The sequence below is a fragment of the Variovorax sp. GW821-FHT09B05 genome, assembly GCF_059418265.1.
The window spans coordinates 1028444-1053214 of sequence record NZ_JBWKPN010000001.1 but is presented as its reverse complement, the minus strand read 5'-3'; the positions used below and the strand labels follow the sequence as shown (position 1 = coordinate 1053214).

General features: G+C 71.5%; 12 protein-coding genes. 10 read left to right on the top strand and 2 right to left on the bottom strand.

What is annotated here, in order from left to right:
• Nucleotides 1-189 precede the first annotated feature (189 nt).
• A complete protein-coding gene (locus AC07RM_RS04545; protein ID WP_495333337.1) occupies nucleotides 190-13269 on the top strand; it encodes a filamentous hemagglutinin family protein in 13080 nt (4359 codons plus the stop codon).
• A gap of 119 nt (nucleotides 13270-13388) precedes the next feature.
• Nucleotides 13389-14024: an RNA polymerase sigma factor gene (locus AC07RM_RS04540; protein ID WP_495333335.1), complete on the top strand. Its 636-nt coding sequence runs from the start codon at nucleotides 13389-13391 to the stop codon at nucleotides 14022-14024.
• Here AC07RM_RS04540 and AC07RM_RS04535 read toward each other — a convergent pair.
• A complete protein-coding gene (locus tag AC07RM_RS04535; RefSeq protein ID WP_495333333.1) occupies nucleotides 14021-14647 on the bottom strand; it encodes a flavin reductase family protein in 627 nt (208 codons plus the stop codon). The two genes, AC07RM_RS04540 and AC07RM_RS04535, sit on opposite strands and share 4 nt — an antisense overlap.
• A 245-nt stretch (nucleotides 14648-14892) precedes the next feature.
• On the opposite strand from AC07RM_RS04535, the gene AC07RM_RS04530 reads away from it, so the two are divergent.
• From AC07RM_RS04530 to hmpA, 7 genes are all read left to right on the top strand, one after another.
• A complete protein-coding gene (locus AC07RM_RS04530; RefSeq protein ID WP_495333331.1) occupies nucleotides 14893-16029 on the top strand; it encodes an ABC transporter substrate-binding protein in 1137 nt (378 codons plus the stop codon).
• An 11-nt stretch (nucleotides 16030-16040) separates the two neighbouring features.
• Entirely contained in the window at nucleotides 16041-16952 is a 912-nt protein-coding gene (locus AC07RM_RS04525; protein ID WP_495333329.1) for an ABC transporter permease, read from the top strand.
• Nucleotides 16949-17779, top strand: coding sequence for an ABC transporter permease (locus tag AC07RM_RS04520; RefSeq protein ID WP_495333328.1), 831 nt, complete (start codon nucleotides 16949-16951; stop codon nucleotides 17777-17779). The genes AC07RM_RS04525 and AC07RM_RS04520 overlap by 4 nt, the downstream gene beginning before the upstream one ends.
• A 7-nt stretch (nucleotides 17780-17786) precedes the next feature.
• Nucleotides 17787-18887: an ABC transporter ATP-binding protein gene (locus tag AC07RM_RS04515; RefSeq protein WP_208510783.1), complete on the top strand. Its 1101-nt coding sequence runs from the start codon at nucleotides 17787-17789 to the stop codon at nucleotides 18885-18887.
• Nucleotides 18888-18911: 24 nt separating this feature from the next.
• On the top strand, nucleotides 18912-19418 hold the full coding sequence (locus tag AC07RM_RS04510) for a nucleoside deaminase (RefSeq protein ID WP_093346614.1): 507 nt from the start codon (nucleotides 18912-18914) through the stop codon (nucleotides 19416-19418).
• A gap of 72 nt (nucleotides 19419-19490) precedes the next feature.
• Entirely contained in the window at nucleotides 19491-20306 is an 816-nt protein-coding gene (locus tag AC07RM_RS04505) for a GntR family transcriptional regulator (RefSeq protein WP_218159401.1), read from the top strand.
• A gap of 186 nt (nucleotides 20307-20492) precedes the next feature.
• Nucleotides 20493-21680: an NO-inducible flavohemoprotein gene (gene hmpA / locus AC07RM_RS04500; protein WP_495333327.1), complete on the top strand. Its 1188-nt coding sequence runs from the start codon at nucleotides 20493-20495 to the stop codon at nucleotides 21678-21680.
• Nucleotides 21681-21692: 12 nt separating this feature from the next.
• On the opposite strand, the gene norR is transcribed toward hmpA, so the two are convergent.
• Nucleotides 21693-23258, bottom strand: coding sequence for a nitric oxide reductase transcriptional regulator NorR (norR, locus tag AC07RM_RS04495; protein ID WP_495333326.1), 1566 nt, complete (start codon nucleotides 23256-23258; stop codon nucleotides 21693-21695).
• Nucleotides 23259-23329: 71 nt separating this feature from the next.
• On the opposite strand from norR, the gene pdxR reads away from it, so the two are divergent.
• Nucleotides 23330-24733, top strand: coding sequence for a MocR-like pyridoxine biosynthesis transcription factor PdxR (gene pdxR, locus AC07RM_RS04490; protein WP_495333324.1), 1404 nt, complete (start codon nucleotides 23330-23332; stop codon nucleotides 24731-24733).
• Nucleotides 24734-24771: the final 38 nt, after the last annotated feature.

The window sequence follows — 24771 nt, the reverse complement described above, 5'->3', positions numbered from 1 at the left end:
GTCATGACAGCGGTCCTCGGCCCGGGAGAAAAAAATTCTTCGGGGTTTCGCGCGGTGCCAGCCATCTAGAAGGGACGGGCCTTGCATCGGCGGCTTCCAGCCGCAGCGGTGTCGGGTTCTCTCCGGAAATGGCGGGCCGCGCGAGGGGCCGGCCGTGGCAACGACTCAACCAGCGGGCGGGAACATCACATGAGCACAGGCGGACGCAACGGCGCGGCCAGGCAGGCGACACAGGCGAAGCACCATCCACAGGCGAGGCACGATCTGCGGAGGGCGCCGATCGCGCGGGCCATCGCGATGGCGCTGGCGGCCGGCGGCCTGCTCGGCACGGCGCATGCGCAGCGCGCGTTCAGCGCGGGCTGGATGGCGCAGAAGAACATGGCGCAGAACACCGCCATCGCCACGGGCCGGCTGCCCAACGGCATGCCGGCGTCGAGCCTGACGAGCACGCAGGCGCAACAGCAGCAGGCCAATGCGCAACTGCAGCGTTCCATCGGCAACCTCAACCTGGCGGCGCAGGCCATCGCGGCGCAGCAGGGCGCGCAGGCCGCGGCACGGCAGGCGGCCGCGAACGATCCGGCATCGGTCCCCGACGGCCTCGCCGACGGCGGCCTCAAGGTCGACACCGATTCGCTGACCGCCGGCTGGCTCAACGCCAACGCGCCCGTGCAGACCGTGTCGAACGGCCGCACCAACGTCGCGATCCGGCAGACCGCCGACCGCGCGATCCTGAACTGGGAGACCTTCAACGTCGGCAAGCAGACGACGGTGGAGTTCCAGCAGCAGTCGGCCTGGAGCGTGCTGAACAAGGTCAACGATCCGCAGGCACGGCCCTCGCAGATCCAGGGGCAGATCAAGGCCGACGGCACGGTGATGATCGCCAACCGCAACGGCATCGTGTTCTCGGGCTCGAGCCAGGTCGACGTGCGCAACCTGGTGGCGGCCGCGGCCAGGATCACCGACAACCAGTTCACGAGCGGCGGCCTGTACGGCGCCAGCGTGGCGACCCCCACCTTCACCGACGCGCTCGGCAAGGTCGAGGTGCAGGCCGGCGCGAAGATCACGACCACCGAGCCGCGCTCGGTCACCGACGGCGGCGGCTACGTGATGCTGCTGGGCACCGAGGTCTCCAATGCCGGCGAGATCGCCACGCGCAAGGGCCAGGCACTGCTGGCCGCGGGCGACAGCTTCCTGATCCGCAAGGGCGTGGGCACCGACGGCAACACCTTCTCCACCACGCGCGGCAGCGAGGTCGCGCCGCAGTTCATTGCCGACAGCACCGCGGGCAAGGTCGTCAACAGCGGCCTGCTGCTGGCGCGCGAGGGCGACATCACGCTCGCGGGCCGCGACGTGCGGCAGAACGGCGTGGCCGTGGCCACCACCACGGTCAACACGCGCGGCACGGTCCATCTGCTGACCTCGGCCAACGACGCCACGGGCACCGTGCGCATGGGCGAAGGCGCGGTCACCGCCATCGTGACCGAGGACGACGGCAAGACCACCGCGCTCGACTCCCAGCGCGATGCGCTGATCAAGGACTCGGCCGCACTCGACCAGCTGCGCGCCCTGGCGGCCGCCACCTCCGGCAGGAACTTCGACAACCTGTCCACGCTGACCGACCGGCGCGACCTGTCGCGCATCGAGATCGTCGGCGGCAGTGCGGTCGACTTCGAGGGCGGCTCGCTGACCCTGGCCACCGGCGGCCAGCTCGCCGTGTCGGCCGGCAACGCGGCGGCCGGCACCCGGGAAGACGTCGCCACCACCACGCCGGCCACCTTCGGCGCGATCCGCGTGCGCTCGGGCGCGCAGCTCGACGTGTCGGGCAGCGTGGGCGTGCGGGTGGCGATGGAGAGCAACGACGTCAAGGTCAACGTGCAGGGCAACGAGCTGCGCGACGCACCGCTGAACCGCGACGCGGGCAAGCTGTTCAACCGCGACCTCTGGGTCGACCGCCGACGCCTCGTGCGCGTGCCCGCGGCCGCGGGCGTGTACGACAGCGACCGCTGGTACACGGCCGGCGGGCTGCTCGAGGTCAGCGGCTACCTGGGCAACCAGGGCCACGGCATCGGCGAGTGGACGGCGCAGGGCGGCATCGTCAACCTGGCCGGCGACAGCACCGTCACCGCGGCGGGCTCGAGCATCAACCTGTCGGGCGGCACGCTCGACGTGCAGACCGGCTCCATCCACAACACCTGGCTCAAGGGCAGCGACGGGCGGCTCTACACGGCGAACAACGCGCCGGCGGACCTGGTCTACAGCGGCGTGTATGTCGGCTACGAGGACAAGCACGCGCGCTGGGGCGTGACCGACTCCTTCTACAACCCGCTGATCGCGCCGCAGCGGCAGATGGAGAACGGCTACACCGTGGGCCGCGACGCGGGCTCGCTGGTCATCGCCTCGGCCAACGCGCTGCTCGATGGCGACATCGAGGCGCGGGTCTACAACGGGCCGCGCCAGACCGACGCGCGACCGCTGACGGTGAGCGATGCCTACAAGCTGAGCCAGACGCAGGCGGCGCTGCCGGCGCGGCTGGTGATCCAGAGCTACGACCCGACGCTCAAGACCGATGGCGCCAGTCCGCGCCTGCAGAGCATCTCCGACGTGCGCATCGACAACGAGCGCCCGTCGGACGAGCAGCCGCCGAGCGCGATCGCCAAGACGGGCAACCTCGTGTGGATGAACCGCGACCGCCTCAACGACGCGGGGCTCGGCGGCCTGAAGACGGTGGCCTTCGGCGACCTGACGATCGGCGGCGACGTCGCGCTGGCACCGGGCGGCGCGATGGACTTCACCACCTCGGGCAACGTCACGCTCGACGGCAGCCTGAGCGCGCGCGGCGGCTCCGTGAGCCTGGTGGGCGGCACCGGCCTGTTCGGCGACCTCCACGGCCTGACGGTCCAGCGCGGCATCGTGATCGACACGCGCGGCCTGTGGACCAATGCGGCGCTCGACCCCGCGAGCGCCTGGGGCGCGGCCTTCCGCAACGGCGGCACGGTGACGCTGGTCACCAATGGCGCGCTGCAGCTCGAGTCGGGTTCGCGCATCGACGCCTCGGCCGGCGCGGCGCTGCTGTCGAACGGCAGCGTGCTCGGCGGCGCGGGCGGCGACGTCAGCCTGAGCGCGGGCGGCCTGGTGATCGATGGCGGCGGCACCATCGCCTCCTACGGCTTCACCCGTGGCGGCAAGCTCAGCATCGTCACGCCGGCGGCGATCTCCATCGGCGGCACGCTGCTGGCGACCCGCGGCCTGCTGGCGCCCGGCGAGGCGGCGCCCTTCGATCTCACGGTCGGCGCGGACTTCGTGCTGCCGGCCGGCACCACGCTGCCCTTCGAGCTGAAGGTGTCCTCGGGCGACTTCATCCGGCTGGGCGCGGTGGTGCCGCCCAACGCCATCGTGAACATCCCCTTCAACAAGCCGGTCACCGTCGGCCCCAACGGCTGGACCACGCCGATCGACGGCGTGTACGCAAGGGATCCGGTGACGGGCGTGCAGACGGCCTATGCGGCCGGCAGCCTCGTCCCGGCCGGCTACCTCGTGGTGACGATCCAGAATTCCTTCCCGACCGGCTACGTCATGCCGGCCGATGCCTTCACGGCACCGCTGCCGATCTACCGGCGCACCACCACCTATGCCGCCGGCACCGTGCTGGCGATGGACCTCGACGTCATCGCCGGCACCGCCTTGCAGCGCGGTGCCGTGCTGCCGGTGGCGGCGTCGGTCATGCCGGTGTTCGAGGTCACCGATGCCCAGGCCTTCTTCCAGCAGGGCTTCTCGGCCTACAACCTGAGCGGCGCGGCCGGTGCGGTCGTGAAGCCGGGCACCAAGGTCGACGTGGCGATGCCGATCTACCGCCTCACCGGCGCCAGCCTCGGCAGCGGCGCGCCGCAGCAGTCGCTGGCCGGCGATGCGCTGGCCGAGGCCGCGCAGCTCTACCTGCCGCCGCTGTTCACCGAGAACGCGCTCAAGGGCACGCTCAAGCAGCGCGCCGGCGCCGACCTGTCGCTGACCGGCGGCATTCCCAATTCGGTCGCGGGCGCGGTGGCGAATCCGCTGGTCAGCGGCGGCATCGTGATCGGCGAGGGGGCGGTGGTCAGCGTCGACCCCGGCCGGCGCATCGACCTCACCAGCAAGGGCCAGATCACCGTCGACGGCAGCTTCGTGGCGCCGGGCGGCGCGATCTCCATCGTCAACACGCGCACGCTGGACGACGTGGCCGCGGCCTGGCGCATCGCCCATCCCAACGAATGGAACTACGAGGACAACGATCCCGCCGACGCGATGTCGGTGTGGATCGGCGAACACGCGGTGCTCGATGTCGCGGGCCGCGCCTACACCGCGCTCGACGCGCAGGGCCGGACCTACGGCACCGTGCTCGACGGCGGCGCCATCGTGCTCGGCAGCCTGGGCGGCAAGAACCCGCTCGCGAGCGGCGTCATGTCCAGCAGTTCCTACGTGGTCGTGCGCCCGGGCGCGCGCATCGATGCCTCGGGCGCGAGCGCCGTGCTCGACGTCGCGGCCGGCAGCGTCGGTGCCGCCGGTCCCGCGCGCGCGCCGCGGACGGTGGCCAGCGACGGCGGATCGATCACGATCAGTTCCTACCAGAGCTTCTTCCTCGACGGCGAGCTGCGCGCCGCGGCCGGCGGCGCGGGCGCCAGCGGCGGCAGCCTGTCGCTGGTGCTCGAGTCGCCGGTCTACGGCGGCCCCTTCGGCATCGATCCGCTGACCCGGCCGGGCCGCGTGATCATGGTGGCGCAGGACGACCGGCCCGGCAGCCTCGCGGCCGACCTGGCGCCCGGCGCGCTCGACGACGGCTTCGTCGTCGGCACGGCGCGCGTCAGCGCCGCGCAGGTCGCGCGCGGCGGCTTCGACAGCCTGTCGCTGTGGGCGCGCTCCGGCCTCTTCTTCGACGGCGATGTCGACCTGCGCCTGGGCCGCAGCCTCGCGCTGCAGCAGGGCCTGATCTACCAGACCACGGCCGGCGCCAACGTGCGGCTCGCCGCGCCCTACCTGCTGTTCGACGGCGGCATCCAGATGGTGGGGCGCTCGCCGTCCTCGCAGGTGCCGCTGGTGGGCGGCGCCAAGCTGCCCGACCACGAGACCGGCGGCAGCTTCACGGCCGAGTCCGACCTGATCGACCTGCGCAACGCGGTGCGCATGCAGTTCGACCGCACGCTGCTGCAGAGCAGCGGCGACCTGCGCTTCCTCGCCGGCACCGCCTCGGCGCCCGAGGCGCAGCTCAACGATTCGTCGGGGCGCACGACCGAACTGCGCGCCTGGGGCGACCTCGAGCTGGCGGCCGCGCAGGTCTATCCGGTCAGCGGCGCGGTGGCCGTGGCGCGCGCCGGCGCGGGCAAGGCGCCCGATGCCACGACCTCGTCCGTGCTGTCGATCCGCTCGACGGGCGAGGTGCCCGCGCAGCCCTATTCGGTGCTGGGCAGCCTCACGCTGAACGCCGATGTCATCCGCCAGGGCGGCGTCGTGCGCGCGCCCTTCGGTTCGCTCACGCTGAACGCGACGCGCGAGGTCGAGCTGCTCGACGGCAGCGTCACCTCGGTCGGCACCAGCGGCCTCGCGATGCCCTTCGGCGGCACGGTGGACGGCGTCAACTACACCGTCAACGGCGTGGACGTTCTCAAGCCGGCCCTGGGCTCGGGCCAGTTCGGCGGGGTCTTCACCAAGGACGAGCTCGGCATCAACGGCCAGGTCGGCCTCCGGATCAACGCGGCCTCGCTGGTCGGCGATGCCGGCTCGCTGCTGGACCTGTCGGGCGGCGGGCAGCTGCTGGGCGCGGCCTTCGTCACCGGCCGCGGCGGCTCTGTCGACACGCTGCTCAGTCCGCTCAAGGCCGGCGGCAAGGTCTACGCCATCGTGCCCGGCGCGAAGACGGCGCCGGTGCCCGGCGGCTACAACGCGGCCTGGACCGGCGCGGCGCCCGGCATCGGCCAGCAGATCACCATTCCCGACGGCGTGCCCGGCCTGGCCGCCGGCACCTACACGCTGATGCCGGCCAACTACGCCCTGCTGCCCGGCGCCTTCCGCGTCGAGCTCGGCGGTGCGGTGCAGGAGTTCGCGGGCGCGCTGCCGCTGCGCAACGGCTCCTACGCGCTGACCGGCGTGCAGGGCATCGCCAACACCGCCATCCGCGATTCGCTCGGCACCATGGTCACGGTCACGCCGGGCGCCACGCTGCGCACCTACTCGAGCTACAACGAGCAGGGCTACGACCAGTTCCAGTTCGCGCGGGCGAACACCTTCGGCACCCTGCGCCCGCAGCTGGAGATCGACGGCAAGCAGCTGATCTTCAATGCCCGCGTTGCGCCCGACAACGCCAACGCCAGCGCGCTGGTGTTCAACGGCCGCGCCGACTTCTCGGCCGCCCGGGGCGGCTATCCGGGCGCCTTCTCGCTGCTCGGCGGCGTCTATACCGATCCCGCCGCCACCAGCCTCGTCATCACCGCCGACGGCAGCGCCACGCGCAACGACGCCACCACGATCGCCGTGGCCGCCTCGGAGATCGGCAAGCTGCAGGCGCCCAACCTCTACATCGGCGGCATGCCGAACGTCACCACGCCGAACATCGCCCTGCAGGGCGTGATCGGCAACGAAGGCCTGATGGCGAAGAACCTGGTGCTCGAGCGCGGCGTGACGCTGACCGGCGGACAGGTCGTGCTCGGCGCCGCCAGCAAGATCACGCTCGAGGAGGGCGCCAGCATCAGCACGCTCGGCCAGGGCACGAGCTGGCTCGATTCGCGCAACGGCCTGCTGTTCGGCCCCAAGGCCTCGCCCTTCGGCAGCACGGCCATCCTGCTGGTGTCCAACGGCACCTTCACGCTCGATGCGCCCTCGGGCCTGTACGGCAGCAACATCGAGCTGAAAGACGGCGTGGCGCTGTACTCCGAAGGCACGGTGGGCTTCTATTCCGACCTCGGCGTGTCGCTGGTCGGCACGCCGAAGATCGGCACGCGCAACCTCTCGCTCGCGGTGCCCTCGTTCAACATCGGTACCGCGGCCGCGCTGGCGGCGGTGGCGCAACTGCCGGCGGGCATGAGCCTGGACCAGGGCATCCTCGACACGCTGTTCGCCGGCAATCGCGCCGCGGGCGTGCCCGCGATCGAGAACCTGGTGCTGAGCGCGGGCAAGTCGATCAACTTCTTCGGCACGGTCGACCTCGACACCATCGACCCGGCCACCGGCAAGTCGCACCTGAAGCAGCTGGTGTTCAACAGCCCCGCGATCTACGGCTATGGCGCGGCCGGCGACACGGTGCGCCTGAGCACCGACACGCTGGTGTGGAACGACACCTTCACGAAGGTCATCAACGACAACGCCAGCCGGCCGCTGTACGGCAGCGCCGCGCCGGGTGCCGTGATGGCGGGCGGCCCGGGCAGCGGCCGCTTCGAGGTGAACGCGAACAGCATCGTGTTCGGCTACCCGACGCCGGCGCAGCCCGACAGCTCGGTGCGCTTCGACCGGCTGATGCTGGGTTTCTCGGACGTGGCGCTGAACGCCAGCGAGCGCATCGTCGGCAATGCCAACGGCACGGTCTCGATCTACCAGAACGGCGCCGATCCGAGCACCGCCTTCGATCCCGCCACCTACGCCGGCACCGGCGCCACGGTGCGGCTGAACACGCCGCTGCTCACGGCCGAGTCCGGCGCGGTGCTGGGGCTGTACGCGGGCGGCGCGCTCTTCGTGACCGCACCCGACGGCGCCACCGCCAGCACCGACAAGGTCGGCGGCCAGATCGACCTGCACGCGGGCCGCATCGACATCGCCTCGGCGATCGTGCTGCCCACCGGCAAGCTGACGCTGACGGCCGAGGGCGACATCACGCTGGCCGCGGGCTCGCGGCTCGACGTGTCGGGCCGCAGCCTCGCCTTCTTCGACCAGGTGCGCAACACCTGGGGCGGCGACATCCTCATCGAGAGCCGGCACGGCAACGTGCTGCAGGCGCAGGGCTCGACGATCGACGTGTCGGCCGCGCACGAGGATGCGGGCACGCTGCGCATCTCGGCGCTGAACGACGGCGCCGATGCCAGGCCCGATGCCGGCGCCGTTCGCCTCGACGGCACGCTGCGCGGCGGCGGCGCGCAAGGCCATGCGGGCGGCGGCATCGACCTGCGCGCGCAGCGCATCGGCGACAGCGCCGCCACGCTCACGAGCGACTTCGCGGCCCTGAACACCCGGCTCACCGACGCCGGCTTCCTCGGCAGCCGCGGCTTCGCGTTCAAGCAGGGCAACCTGGAGATCGGCGACGAGCTCAAGGCGCGCGACGTCACGGTCTCGGTCGATGGCGGCAGCCTCACGGTGAAGGGCCACATCGACGCCTCGGGCGAGCGCCCCGGCAGCATCCGGCTGGCCGCGCACGACGACCTGCGCCTGGCGGGCGGCGCGGTGCTCGATGCGCACGGCACGGTGCTGCAGGTGGAAAGCTACGGCCAGCCCATCGAGGCCCTGAACCGCGGCGCGATCGAGCTGACGTCGGCCCAGGGTTGGCTGCGGCTGGACGACGGCACCACGCTGGACGTGTCGGCGCCGGGCGTGAACTTCGGGCGCGTGGTGCTCAATGCGCGGCGCGCCACCGAGACGGGCGGGGACATCCTGGTCGATGCCTCGGGCCAGGTGAACGTGCACGGCGCGGCCAGCATCGCGGTGAACGGCTTCTGGACCTATGCGCCCACCGATGCCGCGGGCACCATCGTGCGCGACACCGGCGCCGACAACGTGCCGGCCGGCGCCGTCGGCCTGAACCAGATCGATGCGAAGAGCCAGGTCTTCTACGCCAACGCGCTCGCCAACGGCGCGCTGCAGGGCCGCCTGGCGGGCCTGAAGGCCTATGGCGATGCCTACCACCTGCGCCCGGGCGTGGAGATCATCAGCAGCGAGGCCTCGGGCGGCAAGCTCACGATCGCCAGCGACATCGACCTCGCGGACTACCGCTACGGCCGCGGCGAGCCGATGGCGCTGACGGTGCGTGCCGCGGGCGACCTCGACATCAAGGGCAGCATCACCGACGGCTTCGGCAAGCCCAAGGGCTCGCCCGACGACTTCACGGTGCTGCTGCTCGCCGGCGCCAAGCTGAACGCCGACTACGTGCTGCCGGAGAACGCGACGCTGGCGGTCGGCACCACGCTCGGCGTGGGCGTGACCCTGCCCTTCAACATCGAGTTGCACGACGGCGAGGTGCTGCGCGCGGGTGAGGCCACGCCGCGCCAGATCGTGCTGCATCCCGCCTACGACCCGAACGTGGGCGCGAACGTCTACTACTTCGGCGGCGCGAACTCCTGGGGCGAGATGCTGGAGCCGGTCCAGGTGGTCTCGGGACGCGTGGACGACTGGAACTGGAACGGCACCAGCTTCGGCCCCGGAAGCTACATCGCCTACGGCCTGGGCGACGGTGCGGTCATCTACCCCGGCACGGTCTTCCGTTCGGCCACGGCCGGCTATGCCGACGTGGTGCTGGCACCCCCGCCCCAGGTGGCGGCAGGCAAGTCGCTGCCCCAGGCGGTGACGCTGGCCGCGGGCTACACGCTGTCGGCGGCGCTGACCGCGACCGGCACCATCGCCACGCCGACCCGCACCTGGACCGCGGGCATGACCATTCCCGCCGGCACCGTGCTGCCGAGCGGCACGACGCTGGGCACCGGCGCCTCGCTGCCCTTCGACTTCGACATCGCCGCCACCACCTGGCAGGCGGGCAATCCCCTGGTGCTCGTCGGCGGCTACACCCTGACCGCGTCGATGGACCTGCCGGCCGGCACCGTGCTGCCCGCGGGCACGGCGGTGTCGACCACGGCGGACGTGCTGTCCATGCGCTCGCGGCCGCTGTGGGCGCTGGCGCCGATGCTTGCGGCCGGCAGCCCGTCGGCCTCGATCCGCCTGGTCGGCGGCGCCGACCTCGCCGCCGCCGACACGCGCGCGCTGCGACCGGCCAGTGCGCTGCGCGGCGCCGGCAACATCACGCTGGACGACTCGCGCCTCAGCGGCCTGACGCAGAAGCCAATCTTCAGCGTGATCCGCACCGGCACCGGCGACCTCGACATCCTGGCCGGCGGCGACTTCAGCCAGGCCACGCCCTTCGGCGTCTACACCGCCGGCACGCAGAGCGAGCTGCCCGAGGGCAACGCGGCCTTCGAACTGCCGCGCGCCAAGCTCACCGGCGTGGCCGCCTACGACGCGGCGCTGAACGACCGCAGCACCTGGTTCCCCGACCACGGCGGCGACCTCTATGTCGCCGCGCAGGGCAACCTGACCGACTGGGGACCGTTGAGGGACGACAAGACCACCTCCATCGCCAGCTGGCTGTGGACGCAGGGCGGCGACGGCATGGGACAGCAGCCGGCCTGGTCGATCAACTTCGGCACCTATGTGCAGACCGGCACGCGCTACAACCCGGCCACGGGCCGCAGCGACGCGCTGATCGGCGTCTCGGGCTTCGACGGCTTCGGCGCGCTGGGCGGCGGCAACGTCACGATGCGCGTGGACGGCCATGCCGGCGTGCTCGAGGCCTACGACCCGAACGGCCTCGACGTCGGCACCCGGCCCGCGGGCGGCCTCACGGTGGCGGTCGGCGCCACCGGCCGCGTGACCTCGGTGACCAGCCGCGACGGTGTGGTGACCGGAGGCACGCTGGTGCAGACCGGCGGCGGCGACCTGCGGCTGAAGATCGGCGGAGCGCTCAATCCGGCGCCGGCCGCGGACCGCCGGGCCCTCGCGGACGAGATGAACGGCACCTTCGCCGACCTGCGCGGCGACATCGCCATCGACGCGGGATCGATCGGCAGCCTCCAGCTCGCCTACGGCGTCAAGGGCTCGCAGGATCCGCGCGGCGTGGACCTCTACACCGCCAGCCTCGCGGGCAGCGCCGGCGGTCCGGCCATCGTGCCCGGCGACGGCACGGCGAGCTTCCGCACCCGCGGCGACCTGGTGCTGGGTGGCTACGGCGATGCCACCATGCTCGATCCGGGCACCGTCGGGAACTACCAGTTCAACTACACCGTGCTCGGCGCGCTGGCCTCGGACCCGACCAAGGTCGGCGTGGGCCGCAGCTGGTTCTCGCTGTGGACGCCGCGCACGGCCGTCTCTCTGTTCGCCGCCGGCGGCAACCTGGCGCCGTTCTGGGGCCAGGGCACCAGTGTCAACGAACAAGGCTATGGCGGCATCTACGGCATCGCCCTCATGCCCGCGCAGTTCAGGGCGGTGGCCGGCAGCGGCAGCATCTACTACGGATCGCAGCAGAGCAATGCGCCCACCACCTACGAGCTGACGCCATCGGCCGGCGGCCAGCTCGAGCTGCTGGCGGCGGATTCGATCTATGCCAGCGGCGCGGGCGAGGCGACGGCGCTGGTCGGCATGTCGGGCGCCCGGGCCGGCGTCGACGCGCTGCCCAATCCGTTCAAGCCCGCCTGGCTGCTGGTCGCACCGAACTTCACGTCCAACATCGTCACGCTGACCATCGACGGGATCAACGGCTACGGCACCAATACGCTGGTGCGCATCGCGCCGCCGCCCTTCGTCGGCGGGCCGACGACCTACTCGCCCACGCTGGGGTACTTCGCCTTCCAGCCCGCGGACACGCCGGCCGGCGTGCTGCATGCCGGCGACACCGAGCCGATCCGGCTGTATGCCGTCGACGGCGACATCGTCGGCGCGACGCTGGGCGCCAGCCAGCCGGCCAGCACCTTCGGCGCGCCGCGGCCCGCCACCTACCTCGCGGCCAAGGCCGCGCAGGTGCGCGCGGGGCGCGACATCGTGGGCTTCGGGCTCGGGAATGCCAACGACCCGCTGGGCGCGCCGAGCGTGATCATGAATGCCAACGACACCGACGTCTCGTCGATCGAGGCCGGGCGCGACATCTTCTATGCCAACGCCCGCATCGCCGGTCCCGGCACGCTCGAGGTCGCGGCCGGGCGCAACATCTACCAGGGCGACAAGGGCACGATCGTGAGCATCGGCCAGGTGGTGCCGGGCGACAACCGCGCGGGCGCGGACGTCGTGCTGCAGGCCGGCACCGGTGCCGGCGGCCCGGCCTACGCGGGCCTGATGAAGTACCTGGATCCCGCCAACCTGCTGCCCGAGGGCACCGCGCTCGCGGGCTCGGGCAAGGTGGTCAAGACCTATGAGCAGGAACTGGCCGAGTGGCTGAAGAAGACGCACGGCTTCGGCGGCAGCCCCGCCGAGGCGCTGGCCTACTTCGGCACGCTGGCACCCGAGCAGCAGCACATCTTCCTGCGCACGGTGTACTTCGCGGAGCTGCGCGCGGGCGGACGCGAATACAACGACGAGGCCAGCAAGCGCTACGGCTCCTACCTGCGCGGGCGCGATGCGATCGCCGCGCTGTTCCCGAAGCTCGATGCCGAGGGCAACGCCATCGAGCGCGACGGCGACATCACCCTGTTCGGCGGCTCGGGCGTGCGCACGCTGTTCGGCGGCAGCATCGAGCTGCTGGCGCCCGGCGGGCAGGTGGTGGTGGGCGTGCAGGGCCAGGTGCCGCCCTCGACCGCGGGCATCGTCACGCAGGGCGCGGGCGACATCGGGATCTTCAGCCAGGGCAGCATCCTGCTGGGCCTGTCGCGCATCATGACCACCTTCGGCGGCGGCATCCTCGCGTGGTCGGAAGAGGGCGACATCAACGCCGGGCGCGGCTCGAAGACCACGCTGGTCTACACGCCGCCCAAGCGCGAGTACGACACGCTGGGCAACGTGAAACTGTCGCCGAACGTGCCGAGCACGGGCGCGGGCATCGCGACGCTCGACCCGATCCCGGAAGTGCCGCCGGGCGACGTGGACCTGATCGCGCCGCTGGGCACCATCGACGCGGGCGAGGCCGGTATCCGCGTCTCGGGCAACGTCAACCTCGCGGCGCTGCAGGTGGTGAACGCCGCCAACATCCAGGTCAAGGGCGAGTCGAAGGGCCTGCCGGTGGTGGCCTCGGTCAACGTGGGCGCGCTCACCAATGCGAGCGCGGCGGCTTCTCAAGCCGCGATGGCCGCGCAGGACACGGTGCAGCGCGAACGCGCCACCGCGCGCCAGGCGCTGCCCTCGGTGTTCACGGTGCGCGTGCTGGGCTTCGGCAACGAGCCGGCGGGCACGAGCCCGGGCGAGGAGAAGAAGCCGATGCCGCAGACCGGCTCGCTCTCTTCCTCGGCCCCGACGGGCCCCGACGCGCGGATTCCGGTCCAGGTGCTCGGCCATGGCGGCGGCTTCGATGCCTCGGTGCTGTCGATGCTGAGCAACGAAGAGCGGCGCCTGTTGCGGCAAGGCCGCTAGGCCTTCTTCCACGCCTGCCTGCTTCCTCCTCCGCTCCCGCTTGCCGCGGGGCGGAGGGCGGCGCCCTGCGCGCGGCAGCGGCGGAGTTTGCAACCCCTGAATGCGGAGATCGAACGGCCATGGACCTGAGCGTTATGCAGTATCTGGACGTCGCCGCGCCCGCCGACGCGGACGCGGCGCACCCCGGCGGCATCGACGACGGCCTCGCGCTGCGCGAGGTGCTGGTCATGCACTACGAGAGCCTGAAGCGCCGCCTGGTGCGCAAGCTCGGCTGCCCGGACCTGGCGAGCGATTGCCTGCACGACGCCTGGCTGCGCCTGGGCGAGTTCACCGCCCCGGTGCCCACGCGCAGTCCGCAGGCCTATGTCTACCGCGTCGCCTGCAACGTGGCCATCGACGGGCTGCGCCGCAACCGGCTCTGGCAGCCGGCGGGCGAGGAGGCGGTGGCACCGGAGGCGATGGCCGATCCCGCGCCGGGGCCCGACGTCATCGTCGAGAAGCGTTCCGAGATGCGCGCGATGGACCGCGCGCTGCAGCGCCTGCCGGGCCGGCATCGCGCCGTGCTGGTGGCGCTGCGCATCGAGGAGCGCACGCGCGAGGAAGTGGCCGACTGGCTGCAGATGTCGCTGCGCAGCGTGGACACGACCCTGCGCCAGGCGCTCGACCACTGCGCCGAGGTGTCGGGCCAGACGGTGTGCGTGGGCGTCAGCGGGCCGCGCCGGCACTGGCGCGCCGATGCTGAGGTGAGGCGCTAGAGCTGGTCGATGGCGCCGCTCGCCGAAGCCGCGGCGCCGAGCGCGAAGCGCTGCTGCGTGCCCACGTAGAAGCTCGCGCCGAAGCGTCCCACGGGCCGGTAGTCCTGCAGCTGCACGCGCCAGCGTTCCGCGTCCACGAGCCCGTCGCGCACCGCGAGCCATTTCACGCGGCCGAAGAACACATAGCGGCTCTCGGTTTCCATCGTCTCGTGCAGCACGCATTCGAAGGCCACGGGCGCCTCGGCGATGCGCGGCGGCGCGACGCTGTTCGACGGGATCGCATGCAATCCGGCATGCGCGAGTTCGCTGGTTCCGCGCGGCAGCGAATCGCCACAGGCATGCATCTGCTCGGCCATCGCCTCGTCGGTCAGGTGCACGACGAACTCGCCGGTGCGCAGGATGTTGGCGGCCGTGTCCTTGATGCGCCCGTCGTGCAGGCGGTTGATGCTCACGAAGACCAGGGGCGGGTCTTCGCCCACCATGTTGAACATGCTGAAGGGCGCGGCGTTGACCGTGCCCTCGGGCTCGAGCGTGGTGATCAGCGCGATCGGCCGCGGAACGATGAGGCTCGCCATCAGCTTGTAGCGGGCGTAAGGGTCGAGGGTCTGGAAGTCGATTTCCATGGAGGTTGGGTGTCGGTTATTTAAGAAATCGCATGCAATTTGTTTTTAATTCTGCATGCGAATGGTGCGTTCATGTGCGCTAGAGGCTTCATTGTTGTGCAGTGTATGGCTCGGTGGATGCGGGAGGATCGGTCGATTTCATTGGGAAATTCAAGAATTCTCGCGGCCGGTGGCCCTTGGCATGAAGGATGCATGCGGCAAAGATCGTATGCAATCCGTGTTCCACCCTTTCTGAAGGAGTCGTCATGTCCGCAGCCCCGCTTCCGCCCCCGCGCGATCTCAGCCGTCGCACCTTCCTGCAAGCCGGCCTCGCCGCCGGCGCCGCGGCCGCCGGCGCGGCCTGGACCCCGGCCGATGCGGCGTCGCCCCAGGTGCTGAACTATCTCTCCTGGCCCGGCAATGCCGATCCCTACCTGATCGAAGCCTTCGAGAAGGCCCACGGCGTGAAGGTGCGCATCAAGGAATACGTGGGCGGCGACCAGATGATGGCCGTCATCAACCAGTCCCCGCCCGGCAGCTTCGACGTCGTGCTCGCGGACGCCGAGTACATGCACCTGCTGCACGAGGCCGACTTCATCGAGGCGCTCGATCCCGCCGACTATCCGCTCAAGGACTACTGGCCCGAGTTCCAGAAGTTCCCGCTGCACTGGTTCGACGGCAAGCTCTACGGCGTCATGACGGACTTCGGCTACCTGGGCCTGTCGTACAACACCAAGGCCTTCACGCCCAAGGAGGTGGCCTCCTATGCGGCGCTGTGGAGCGAGAAGGCCAAGGGCAAGGTCGGCCTGTTCGACTGGTACCTGCCGTCGATGGGCTCGATCAGCCTGGCCAACGGCAACCGCCCGCCCTTCGACATCGACAAGGCGCGCTTCGAGGCCGTGAAGAAGAAGCTCTTCAGCCTCAAGCCGCAGGCCTCGGGCTTCTACACCATCGCCGACATCTTCTCGTCGATGACCAATGGCCGCGCCCAGCTCGTGCCCGGCATCGGCGAATGGATCACGCTCGGGCTGCGCCAGAACGGCGTGCCGGTCGACACCATCATCCCGGAGGAGGGCGGGCTGCAGTGGACCGAGTCGCTGTCGATCGTCAAGGGCACGCCCAAGCGCGACCTCGCGCGCAAGTTCATCCAGTACACGACCTCGCCCGAAGGCCAGGTGCGCATGGCCACCAAGGCCGACAACAAGAAGAGCATTCCCTCGATGGCCGGCTGGAAGCTGCTCAACGAGACCAAGCCGAAGGAGGCCGAGATCCTGCGCATGACGCTCAAGGGGCCGAACGTGATGGACGAGTACAAGGCCAGGAAGATCCAGTTCCGCCAGCTGCCCTCGAAGCAGTCGATCGAGGACTGGAACGACGCGTGGAGCCAGTTCAAGAGCCTCTGAGCGCGCGCACCATGAACGCCTCCTCCACGCCATCGATGGCGATCGCTCCCGTGCCCGCCAGAGGCCGCGGGAGCGCGCGCCGCGGTCCCTCGCCCAGGACGGTGCCGGTGCTGCTCGGCCTGCCCGTGCTGCTGTGGCAGCTCGTCTTCTTCGCGGCGCCGCTGCTGTTCCTCGTGGTCGTCACCTTCTGGCAGGTGCGCTCCTTCAAGCTGCAGCCGGCGCTGTCGCTCGACAACTGGACGCGCGTCCTCGGCGCATCGAGCTTCCACCAGGCCGCGCTGCACAGCCTCGCGGTCTCGGCCACGGCCACGGTGCTCGCGCTGGCGATCGCATTCCCGGCCGCCTACACCATCGCCTTCCGGCTGCCCGCGCGCTGGCGCGACGCCGCGATCGCGGCGCTGCTGGTGCCGGTGTTCTCGAGCTACATCCTGCGCATCTATGCATGGCAGATCGTGCTGAGCCCCGAGGGCCTCGCGAACACGCTGCTGGGCGCGTTCGGCGTGCCGGCGCTGCCCTTGCTGGGTGGCGCGCTGTCGCTGCAGATCGGCCTGCTGACGTTGAGCCTGCCGGTCGCGGTGCTGATCCTGGTGTTCGCGCTCGGCGGCGTGGATTCGTCGGTGGTCGAGGCGGCCGAGAACCTCGGCTGCAGGCGCCTGCGCGTGGTGGGCCACGTGCTGCTGCCGGCCATCCGCCCGGCGCTGGTGCTCGCGGGCTCGACCACCTTCCTGCTGGCCTTCGGCGACTACGTGAGCCCGGTGTTCATGACCGGCAGCAATCCGCCGACCCTGTCGATCCTGATCGTCGACACCGTCAAGTCGGGGTCGCAATGGCCGCGGGCCTCGGTGATCGGCGTCTGCATGCTGGCGTTGCTCGGCTTCGTGCTGGGCTTGGCCCGGCGCCTGGGCGCGAGGAGTGCGGCATGAGCGGCATCGACCACGCGCGCGCCAGGAAGATCTCGCGCGCCGCGCAGTACGCCTGGCTGGCCCTGCTGTTCGCCTTCATCGCGGCGCCGATGCTGGTCATCGTCGTGTTCTCGTTCGACGCGAACCGCTATCCCACGATCCCGTGGGGCGGCTTCAGCCTGCAGTGGCAGCGCGCGATCCTCGACGACGAGATGGTGCGCGACGCCTTCGTCAACACGCTGGTGGTCGCGCTCGGCACCGCGGTGCTCTCGACCGTGCTCGGCTTCGCGGCCGCCTACCTCGACCACCGCTATCGCTACCGCGGCAAGACGGCCTTCGCGATGCTGGTGGCCATTCCGCCGGCCGTGCCGGCCACCATCCTCGGCATGGCGATGCTGGCCTTCCTGTCGCGCATCGGCCTGTTCGGCCGGCTCGAGGCCATCGTCGCCTGCCACGTGGCGATCGCGACCTCGTTCTCGATGGCGATCATCCGCCTGCGCCTCGGCGAACTGGGGCCCGACATGGAGCAGGCGGCCTGGAACATGGGTGCGTCGCCGGCCACGGGGCTGGTGCGCGTCGTGATCCCGTACTGCCGGTCGTCGCTGATCGCTTCCTTCTTCCTCGCGGCGGCGGTCTCGTTCGACGAATTCATGATCGCCTGGTTCGTCGGCGGCGTGCACGAGACGCTGCCGGTGCGCATCCTCAACCTGCTGCAGGGCCAGGTTAGTCCGAAGATCAACGCCATCGGCACCGTGGTGCTGGCGGTCAGCGTGGCGCTGGTGCTGCTCGCGCAGCGCTTCATGGGCGTGCGGGCCGGACGACCGGCCGCGCGCATCGCAACCGAGTGAGACCAGGATGAACAACGACGCTTACGTTTCGCTGCGCGCGCTCGACAAGCGCTTCGCGGGCCACCACGCCGTGCGCGGCATCGACCTCGACATCGCGGCCGGCGAGTTCGTCGCCATCATGGGGCCCTCGGGCTGCGGCAAGTCCACCACCTTGCGGCTGCTGGCCGGGCTGGACCAGCCCAGCTCCGGCGACATCCTGATCGGCGGGCGCAGCATGCGCGATGTGCCGGCCTACCAGCGCGACACGCCGATGGTGTGGCAGAGCCTGGCGCTGTTCCCCTTCCTCACGGTGGCCCAGAACGTGGAGTTTCCGCTGCGCATGAAGGGACTGGGCGCCGAGGCGCGGCGCAAGCGCGCGCTCGACTGGCTCGGCCGCATGGGGCTCGCCGGCATGGGCGACCGGCAGATCGCGCAGCTCTCGGGTGGCCAGCGCCAGCGCGTGGCCATCGCGCGGGCGCTGGTCACCGAGCCCTCGATCCTGCTGCTCGACGAGCCGCTGAGCGCCCTCGATGCGCACCTGCGCGTGCGCATGCAGACCGAGCTCGCGCGGCTGCACCGCGAGCTGCGCATCACCTTCGTCTACGTGACGCATGCGCAGTCGGAGGCCTTCGCGCTGGCCGACCGGATCGTGATCATGAACGAGGGCCGCATCCAGCAGGTGGGCGCGCCGCAGGACGTCTACCGCGCGCCGGTGAACCCCTTCGTGGCCGACTTCATCGGCACCAACAACCTGCTGACCGGCACGGTGGGCGCGCTCGACGCCGAAGGTTGGGCGCGCGTCGATGGCGCGCTCGGCAGCTTCGCGGTGCCGGCGCGGCGCGCGCTGGACCGCGGCGCCGACGTGAGCTTCGTGGTGGCGGCCGACCGCGTGTCGCTCAGGCCCTCGGAGGCCGAGGCACCCGCGGGGGCTTCGCGCCTCGAAGGCGCCGTGCTGGGCCTGGAGTTCGTCGGCTCCACGCAGACGGTCTTCATCGAACTGCCGGGCGGGCACGAGTTCCGGGTCCAGAAGCAGCAGCACGAGATCGAGTCGCTCGAGCTCGCGCCGGGCCGGCGCGTGGGCCTGCATTGGGACCCCAGGCATGCGTGGCTGTTGCCGCGCAACGCCTGACGACACCTCGAGACTGGAGCACACATGTACGAAGAGAGATTCATGCGCCAGGCGCTGGCCTTGTCCGCGCAGGCACTCGCGAAACCGGGCACCGAGCCTTTCGGCGCGGTGATCGTGAAGGACGGCCAGGTGGTCGGCGAGGGCTTCAACCATTCGGTCGCGCACTTCGACCCGACCTCGCACGGCGAGGTCGAGGCCATCCGCGATGCCTGCCGGCGGCTGCGGCGCGTCGACCTGTCGGACTGCGAGCTGTATTCGTCGTGCGAGCCATGCGCGATGTGCGTGGCCGCGATGCGCGTGGCGGGCATCCGCCGGCTGTTCCATGCCGCCACGCTCGCGCAATCGGGCGCGGCCTTCGAGGGCCTGCCCGTGGCGGCACGCCATCCCATCGACGTGGACGAGCTGCGCCGCGTGGCCGGTGCCACGCTCGCCGAAGGCCTGACGCCCGCCGAGCAGCACCTGCCGTGGGATGCGATCGAGATCCTCGAGGCCTGGGCGGCCCCGCGCAAGCTGCCGCAACCCTCCCGTTGAGCGGGGCGCCGGCACGGCCGCGGGCGCAATAATCGCGCTTCCCGATCCTTTCGCCACGCGACACCGAGCCCCGTGCCACCCTCCAGACGCCCGCCGAGCAACGCCACCGCCCCCGACGACAAGCTCGGCCGCACGCGGACCGAGACCGTGCACGAGGCCCTGCGGCTGGCCATCATCGAGCAGAGCCTCCAGCCCGGCGCGCGCCTGCCCGAGGACGCGATCGGCGAGAGCTTCGGCGCCAGCCGCACCATCGCGCGCGAGGCGCTGGGCCGGCTCGCGGTCGAAGGCCTGGTCGAGCTCAAGCCCAACCGCGGCGCCTTCGTGGCCAACCCCAGCCTCGAGGAGGGCCGCGAGATCTTCCAGGTGCGCAACGGGCTCGAGCGCACGGTGGTGCAGACGCTGTCGGGCAAGCTCTCGGCGGCGCACGAGTCCACGCTGCGCTCGCACGTCGTCAAGGAGCAGCAGGCCTCGGGGCGCGACGCCGTGCGCTCGATGCGCCTGGCCGGCGAGTTCCATCTGCAGCTCGCCGCGATGACCGGCAACCAGCTGCTCGAGCGCTATGTGCGCGAGGTGGTCTCGCGCTGCTCGCTGATCCTCGCGACCTATGGCCGGCCGCACTCCAGCGAATGCGCCGTGACCGAGCATGCGGAGATCGTCGATGCCCTGGCCAAGGGCGATTTCGCAACGGCCGCCGACGTGATGCAGCGGCACCTCGAAGCGGTGGCCGACCGCGCGCTGCCGCCGATCCGCGCGGGCGTGGACATCCGGGACGTGCTGGCGCGCTATGCGTCGGCATCGGCGGGCACCGGCCTGGAAGCCGAGGCCGCGGCGGTTCCGGCGCCCCAGGCGAAGGGCGGCGGGCGCGGGCGGCCGCGGAAGAAGGGATAGGCGCTGCGGCACGGGCATCGAGCAGAGGATGTCCCCAGTCGATTGGACACGGGCAGTCAGATCGACTCGAAATATCGAGCGGTCGATTCGACATGAAAGCCTCTAACCCGTTGATTTGAAAGGCCCTTCCGCATGGCACACCGGTTGCGTTGAAAGCCCCGTCTTTCAACACCACCCCGAGGTCCCATGCTCACCGCCACCCAGCGCGCCATCGTTTCGTCCACCGTGCCCCTGCTCGAACAGGGCGGCGAGGCGCTCACCACCCACTTCTACCGGATGCTGCTGGCCGAGCATCCCGAGGTGCGGCCCTTCTTCAACGAGACCCACCAGGCCAAAGGCGACCAGCCGCGCGCGCTGGCGAACGGCGTGCTGATGTACGCGAAGAACATCGACCGCCTCGAGGCCATGGGTCCGCTCGCGACGCAGATCGTCAACAAGCACGTGGCGCTGCAGGTGATGCCCGAGCACTACCCGATCGTCGGCGGCTGCCTGCTGCGCGCCATCCGCGACGTGCTCGGCGCCGAGGTCGCGACCGACGCGGTGATCGATGCCTGGGCCGCCGCCTACGGGCAGCTCGCCGACATCCTCATCGGCGCCGAGAAGCAGCGCTACGACGCGCAGGCCGCGGCGCCGGGCGGCTGGCGCGGCATGCGCGCGTTCACGCTGGTGCGCAAGCAGGCCGAGAGCGCCGAGATCGTCTCGTTCCACCTGGCGCCGGCCGATGGCGGGCCGTTGATGGACTTCGCGCCCGGCCAGTACATCGGCCTGTGCCTGCGGGTCGACGGCAAGGACATCCGCCGCAACTATTCGCTGTCGGCCGCGCCGAACGGCCGCAGCTACCGCATCAGCGTGAAGCGCGAGCCCGGCGGCGTGGCCTCGAACCACCTGCACGACCAGGTGCACGAGGGGGACACGCTGCAGCTGCTGCCGCCTTCGGGCGAGTTCACGCTGGCCGACAGCGCGCGGCCGCTGGTGCTGATCAGCGGCGGCGTCGGCATCACGCCCACGCTCGCGATGCTCGAGCAGGCACTGGCCACGCAGCGCGAGGTGGTGTTCATCCACTGCGCGCGCAATGGCGCGGTGCATGCGTTCCGCGAGCACATCGACGGCATGGCGGCGCGCCATCCGAGGTTGAACCGCTTCTATTGCTATGACGAGAGCGACGCGAGCGATGTCGTGCGCCCGCATGCGGTCGGCCGGCTCGACCGCGAGAAGCTCGCGGCCTGGCTGCCCGCGCACACGCGCGATGTCGATGCCTATTTCCTCGGGCCCACGCCCTTCATGCAGCAGGTGCGGCGCGAGTTGCGCGCATGGGGCGTGCCCGATGCGCAGTCGCGCTTCGAGTTCTTCGGGCCGGCCTCGGCGCTCGAGTGAATCGCCCTGCGGTCAGCGGCGCGCAACGCCCAGCCGCTTCGCGGTGCGCGCGAGGTTGGCCGGGTCGACCTGCAAGGCGCGCGCCGCGGCGGCCCAGCTGAAGCCGTGGCGCTCGAGCGCCTGCTCCACCATCGTTCGCTCGAACTGCGCCACGGCCTCGCGCAGGCCTTGCGAACCGATCGCATCGCCCCTAGGGCGCGCCGCCGCGGGCTCGATCTTCGGCGGCGCCGCGGCCGGGCTGGCGAGCCCGAGGTCCTCGGCGCTCAGCGTGAGGATGCGCGGACGCTGCGCATGCCGGCCCAGCGCCTTGAGCACGCTGCGGCCCAGCAGATGTTCGAGCTCGCGCACGTTGCCGGGCCAGTCGTAGGCCAGCAGCGCGGCCTGCGCGCCCGCGTCGAGCCGCACGCCGCCCAGGCCCATGCGCACGCGCGCCTCCTCGAGGAAGAAGCCGCCGATCGGCAGCACGTCGCGCCCGCGCTCGCGCAGCGGCGGCACCTGCAGTGGATAGACGCTGAGCCGGTGGTAGAAGTCGGCGCGCAGGCGGCCCGCGCGCACTTCTTCGGCCAGGTTGCGGTTGCTCGCGGCGATCACGCGCACGTCCACGCGATGCTCGCGGTCGGAGCCCAGGCGCTGGATCTGGCCGTTCTGCAGCGCGCGCAGCAGCTTGGCCTGCACGGGCAGCGGCAGTTCCGCCACCTCGTCGAGGAACAGCGTGCCGCTGTCGGCGAGCTCGAACTTGCCGCGGCGATCGGTCACCGCGCCCGTGAAGGCGCCGCGCACATGGCCGAAGAGCTCGCTCTCGACCAGGTTGTCGGGCAGGGCCGCGCAGTTGATGCTGACCAGCGGCTGCTTCGCGCGCGGCGAGGCCGCATGCAGCGCCTGCGCCACCAGCTCCTTGCCCACGCCGGTCTCGCCCTGGATCAGCACGCAGAGTTCGCTCGGGCCCGCGAGCGCGATCTCCCTGAGCAGCCGCTTGTGCGCGGCGCCGTGGCCGATCAACTGGCGCGGCGCCTGGCCCCCCGCGCGCGCATAGCTGTCGGCGCGCAGCCGTTCGTCTTCCACGCGCGCGGCCAGGCCGTCCATGCGCGCGGCCACCACCACGGTGGCGGCCGCGAGGCTCGCGAAGGCCTGCAGCACATCGAGTTCGACGCGCGAGAAGCGGCCGACCTCGAGCGCGTCGAGCGTCAGCAGCCCCCAGGGCCTGCCGTCGACGCGCAGCGCGCAGCCCATGCAGTCGTGCACCGGCAGATGGCCCTGTACGCCCTCGACCAGTCCGTCGAAGGGATCGGGCAGCCCGCAGTCGGCCGCGAAGCGCACGGGACCGGGCGCCTCGAGCAGCTGGGCGAAGCGCGGATGCTCGCTCGCACGAAAGCGCCGGCCCAGCGTGTCGCGGCCGAGGCCGTCGACGGCCAGCGGCACCAGCCAGTCGCCCTCGAGCCGCAGCATCGCGGTGGCGTCGCAGGGCAGCAGGGCGCGCAGGGTCTGGAGCAGGCGGCGATGGCGTTCGGCCTCGGGCAGGTCCTGGGCCAGGTCGGCCATCAGGGGCAGCAGGGCGGTGAGCAGGCTGGGAGGCGTCATGGAGCAGTGGCCATTGTCGCGGCGCGCCGATGCACGCAGCGGCCGCAAGGCCACCTGCTTAACATCCGCCCATGTCGAAGCTGCAGATACGAATCGACCGCGCGGCACGCGAGCCGGTCAGCGAACAGATCGCCGCGGGCCTGCGCGCGGCCATCCGAGAAGGCCGCCTCGCGCCGCGCGCGCGCCTGCCGTCGTGGCGCGACCTGGCCTCGCAGCTCGGCGTGGCGCGCGGCACGGTGAGCGCGGCCTACGAGCGGCTGCTCGATGCGCAACTGATCGTCTCGCTGGGCGCGGCCGGCACCTTCGTCGCCGAGCACCTGCCGCCGTCATCGCGCCCGCGCGAGGCCGTGGCGGTTCCATCTGCGCCCGTCGGCACCATCCCGAGCTTCCCCGGCCGCTCGGGCATCTTCCAGATGGCGAACCCGGCGCAGGACCTGTTCCCCGCCAAGGTCTGGGCGCGGATCATGACGGGCGCGGTACGCGCCACCTCGCATGCCCGGCAGATCAATCCCGATCCGCGCGGCGAGCTCGCGCTGCGCAGCGAGATCGCGGCCTACCTCTCGCTCGCGCGCGGGCTGCCGTGCACGGCAGCGCAGGTCTTCGTCACCACCGGCTATGCCGGTTCGCTCTCGCTCGCGGTGCAGGCGCTCGGGCTGCGCGGCAGCTCGGCCTGGACCGAGGATCCCGGCTATCCCACCACGGGCCGCTGCCTGCATGCGCTCGGCGTGGAGCCGGTGCCCGTACCGGTCGATGCCGAAGGCCTGGTGGTCGACGAGGGCGTGGCACGCGCGCCCGATGCGGCGCTGGCCGTCGTCACCGCGGGGCAGCAGGCACCGCTCGGCGTGGCGCTGTCGGCGCGGCGGCGGCAGGCGATCCTCGCCTGGGCCGAGCGCGCGCGGGCCTGGGTGGTCGAGGACGACTACCTCGGCGAGCTGCAGCTCGGCGCCCGCGCCGCGCCTTCGCTCGTGGCCGCCGGCGACGGCGCGCGCGTGCTGCACGTGGGCACCTTCAGCAAGACCATCAGCCCGATGCTGCGGCTCGGTTTCCTGGTCGTGCCGGCGGATCAGGTCGAGCGCTTCGCGCGCCATGCGGCGGTGGTGCCGCCGGCCCCGGCGCCGCTGGTGCAGCTGGCGGTGGCGGCCTTCCTGCGCGATGGCCATTTCCTGCGCCACCTGCGCCGCACCCGGCAGGTCTATGCGCAGCGGCGCGCGGCACTGGTCGCCTGCCTCGATGCCGCATCGGCCACCTACATCGCCGCGGGCCTGACCGTGCTGCTGCGCCTCGCGCCGGGCGTGTCGGACCTGGCGCTGGCGCAATCGCTCGCGGCGCACGGCCTGACGCCGGTGCCGCTGTCGCCGTGGTTCGCGCAGCCCAGGCCCGAGAACACGGGGCTGCTGCTTGGCGTGGCGGACCTGCGCGTGGAGATCGCGGCCGAGACCTGCGCGCGGCTGCTGACGCTGGTGCGGCAAGGCTGAGTGCGCCCCGTGATGGGCCGCGATGGTCCATCCGATCC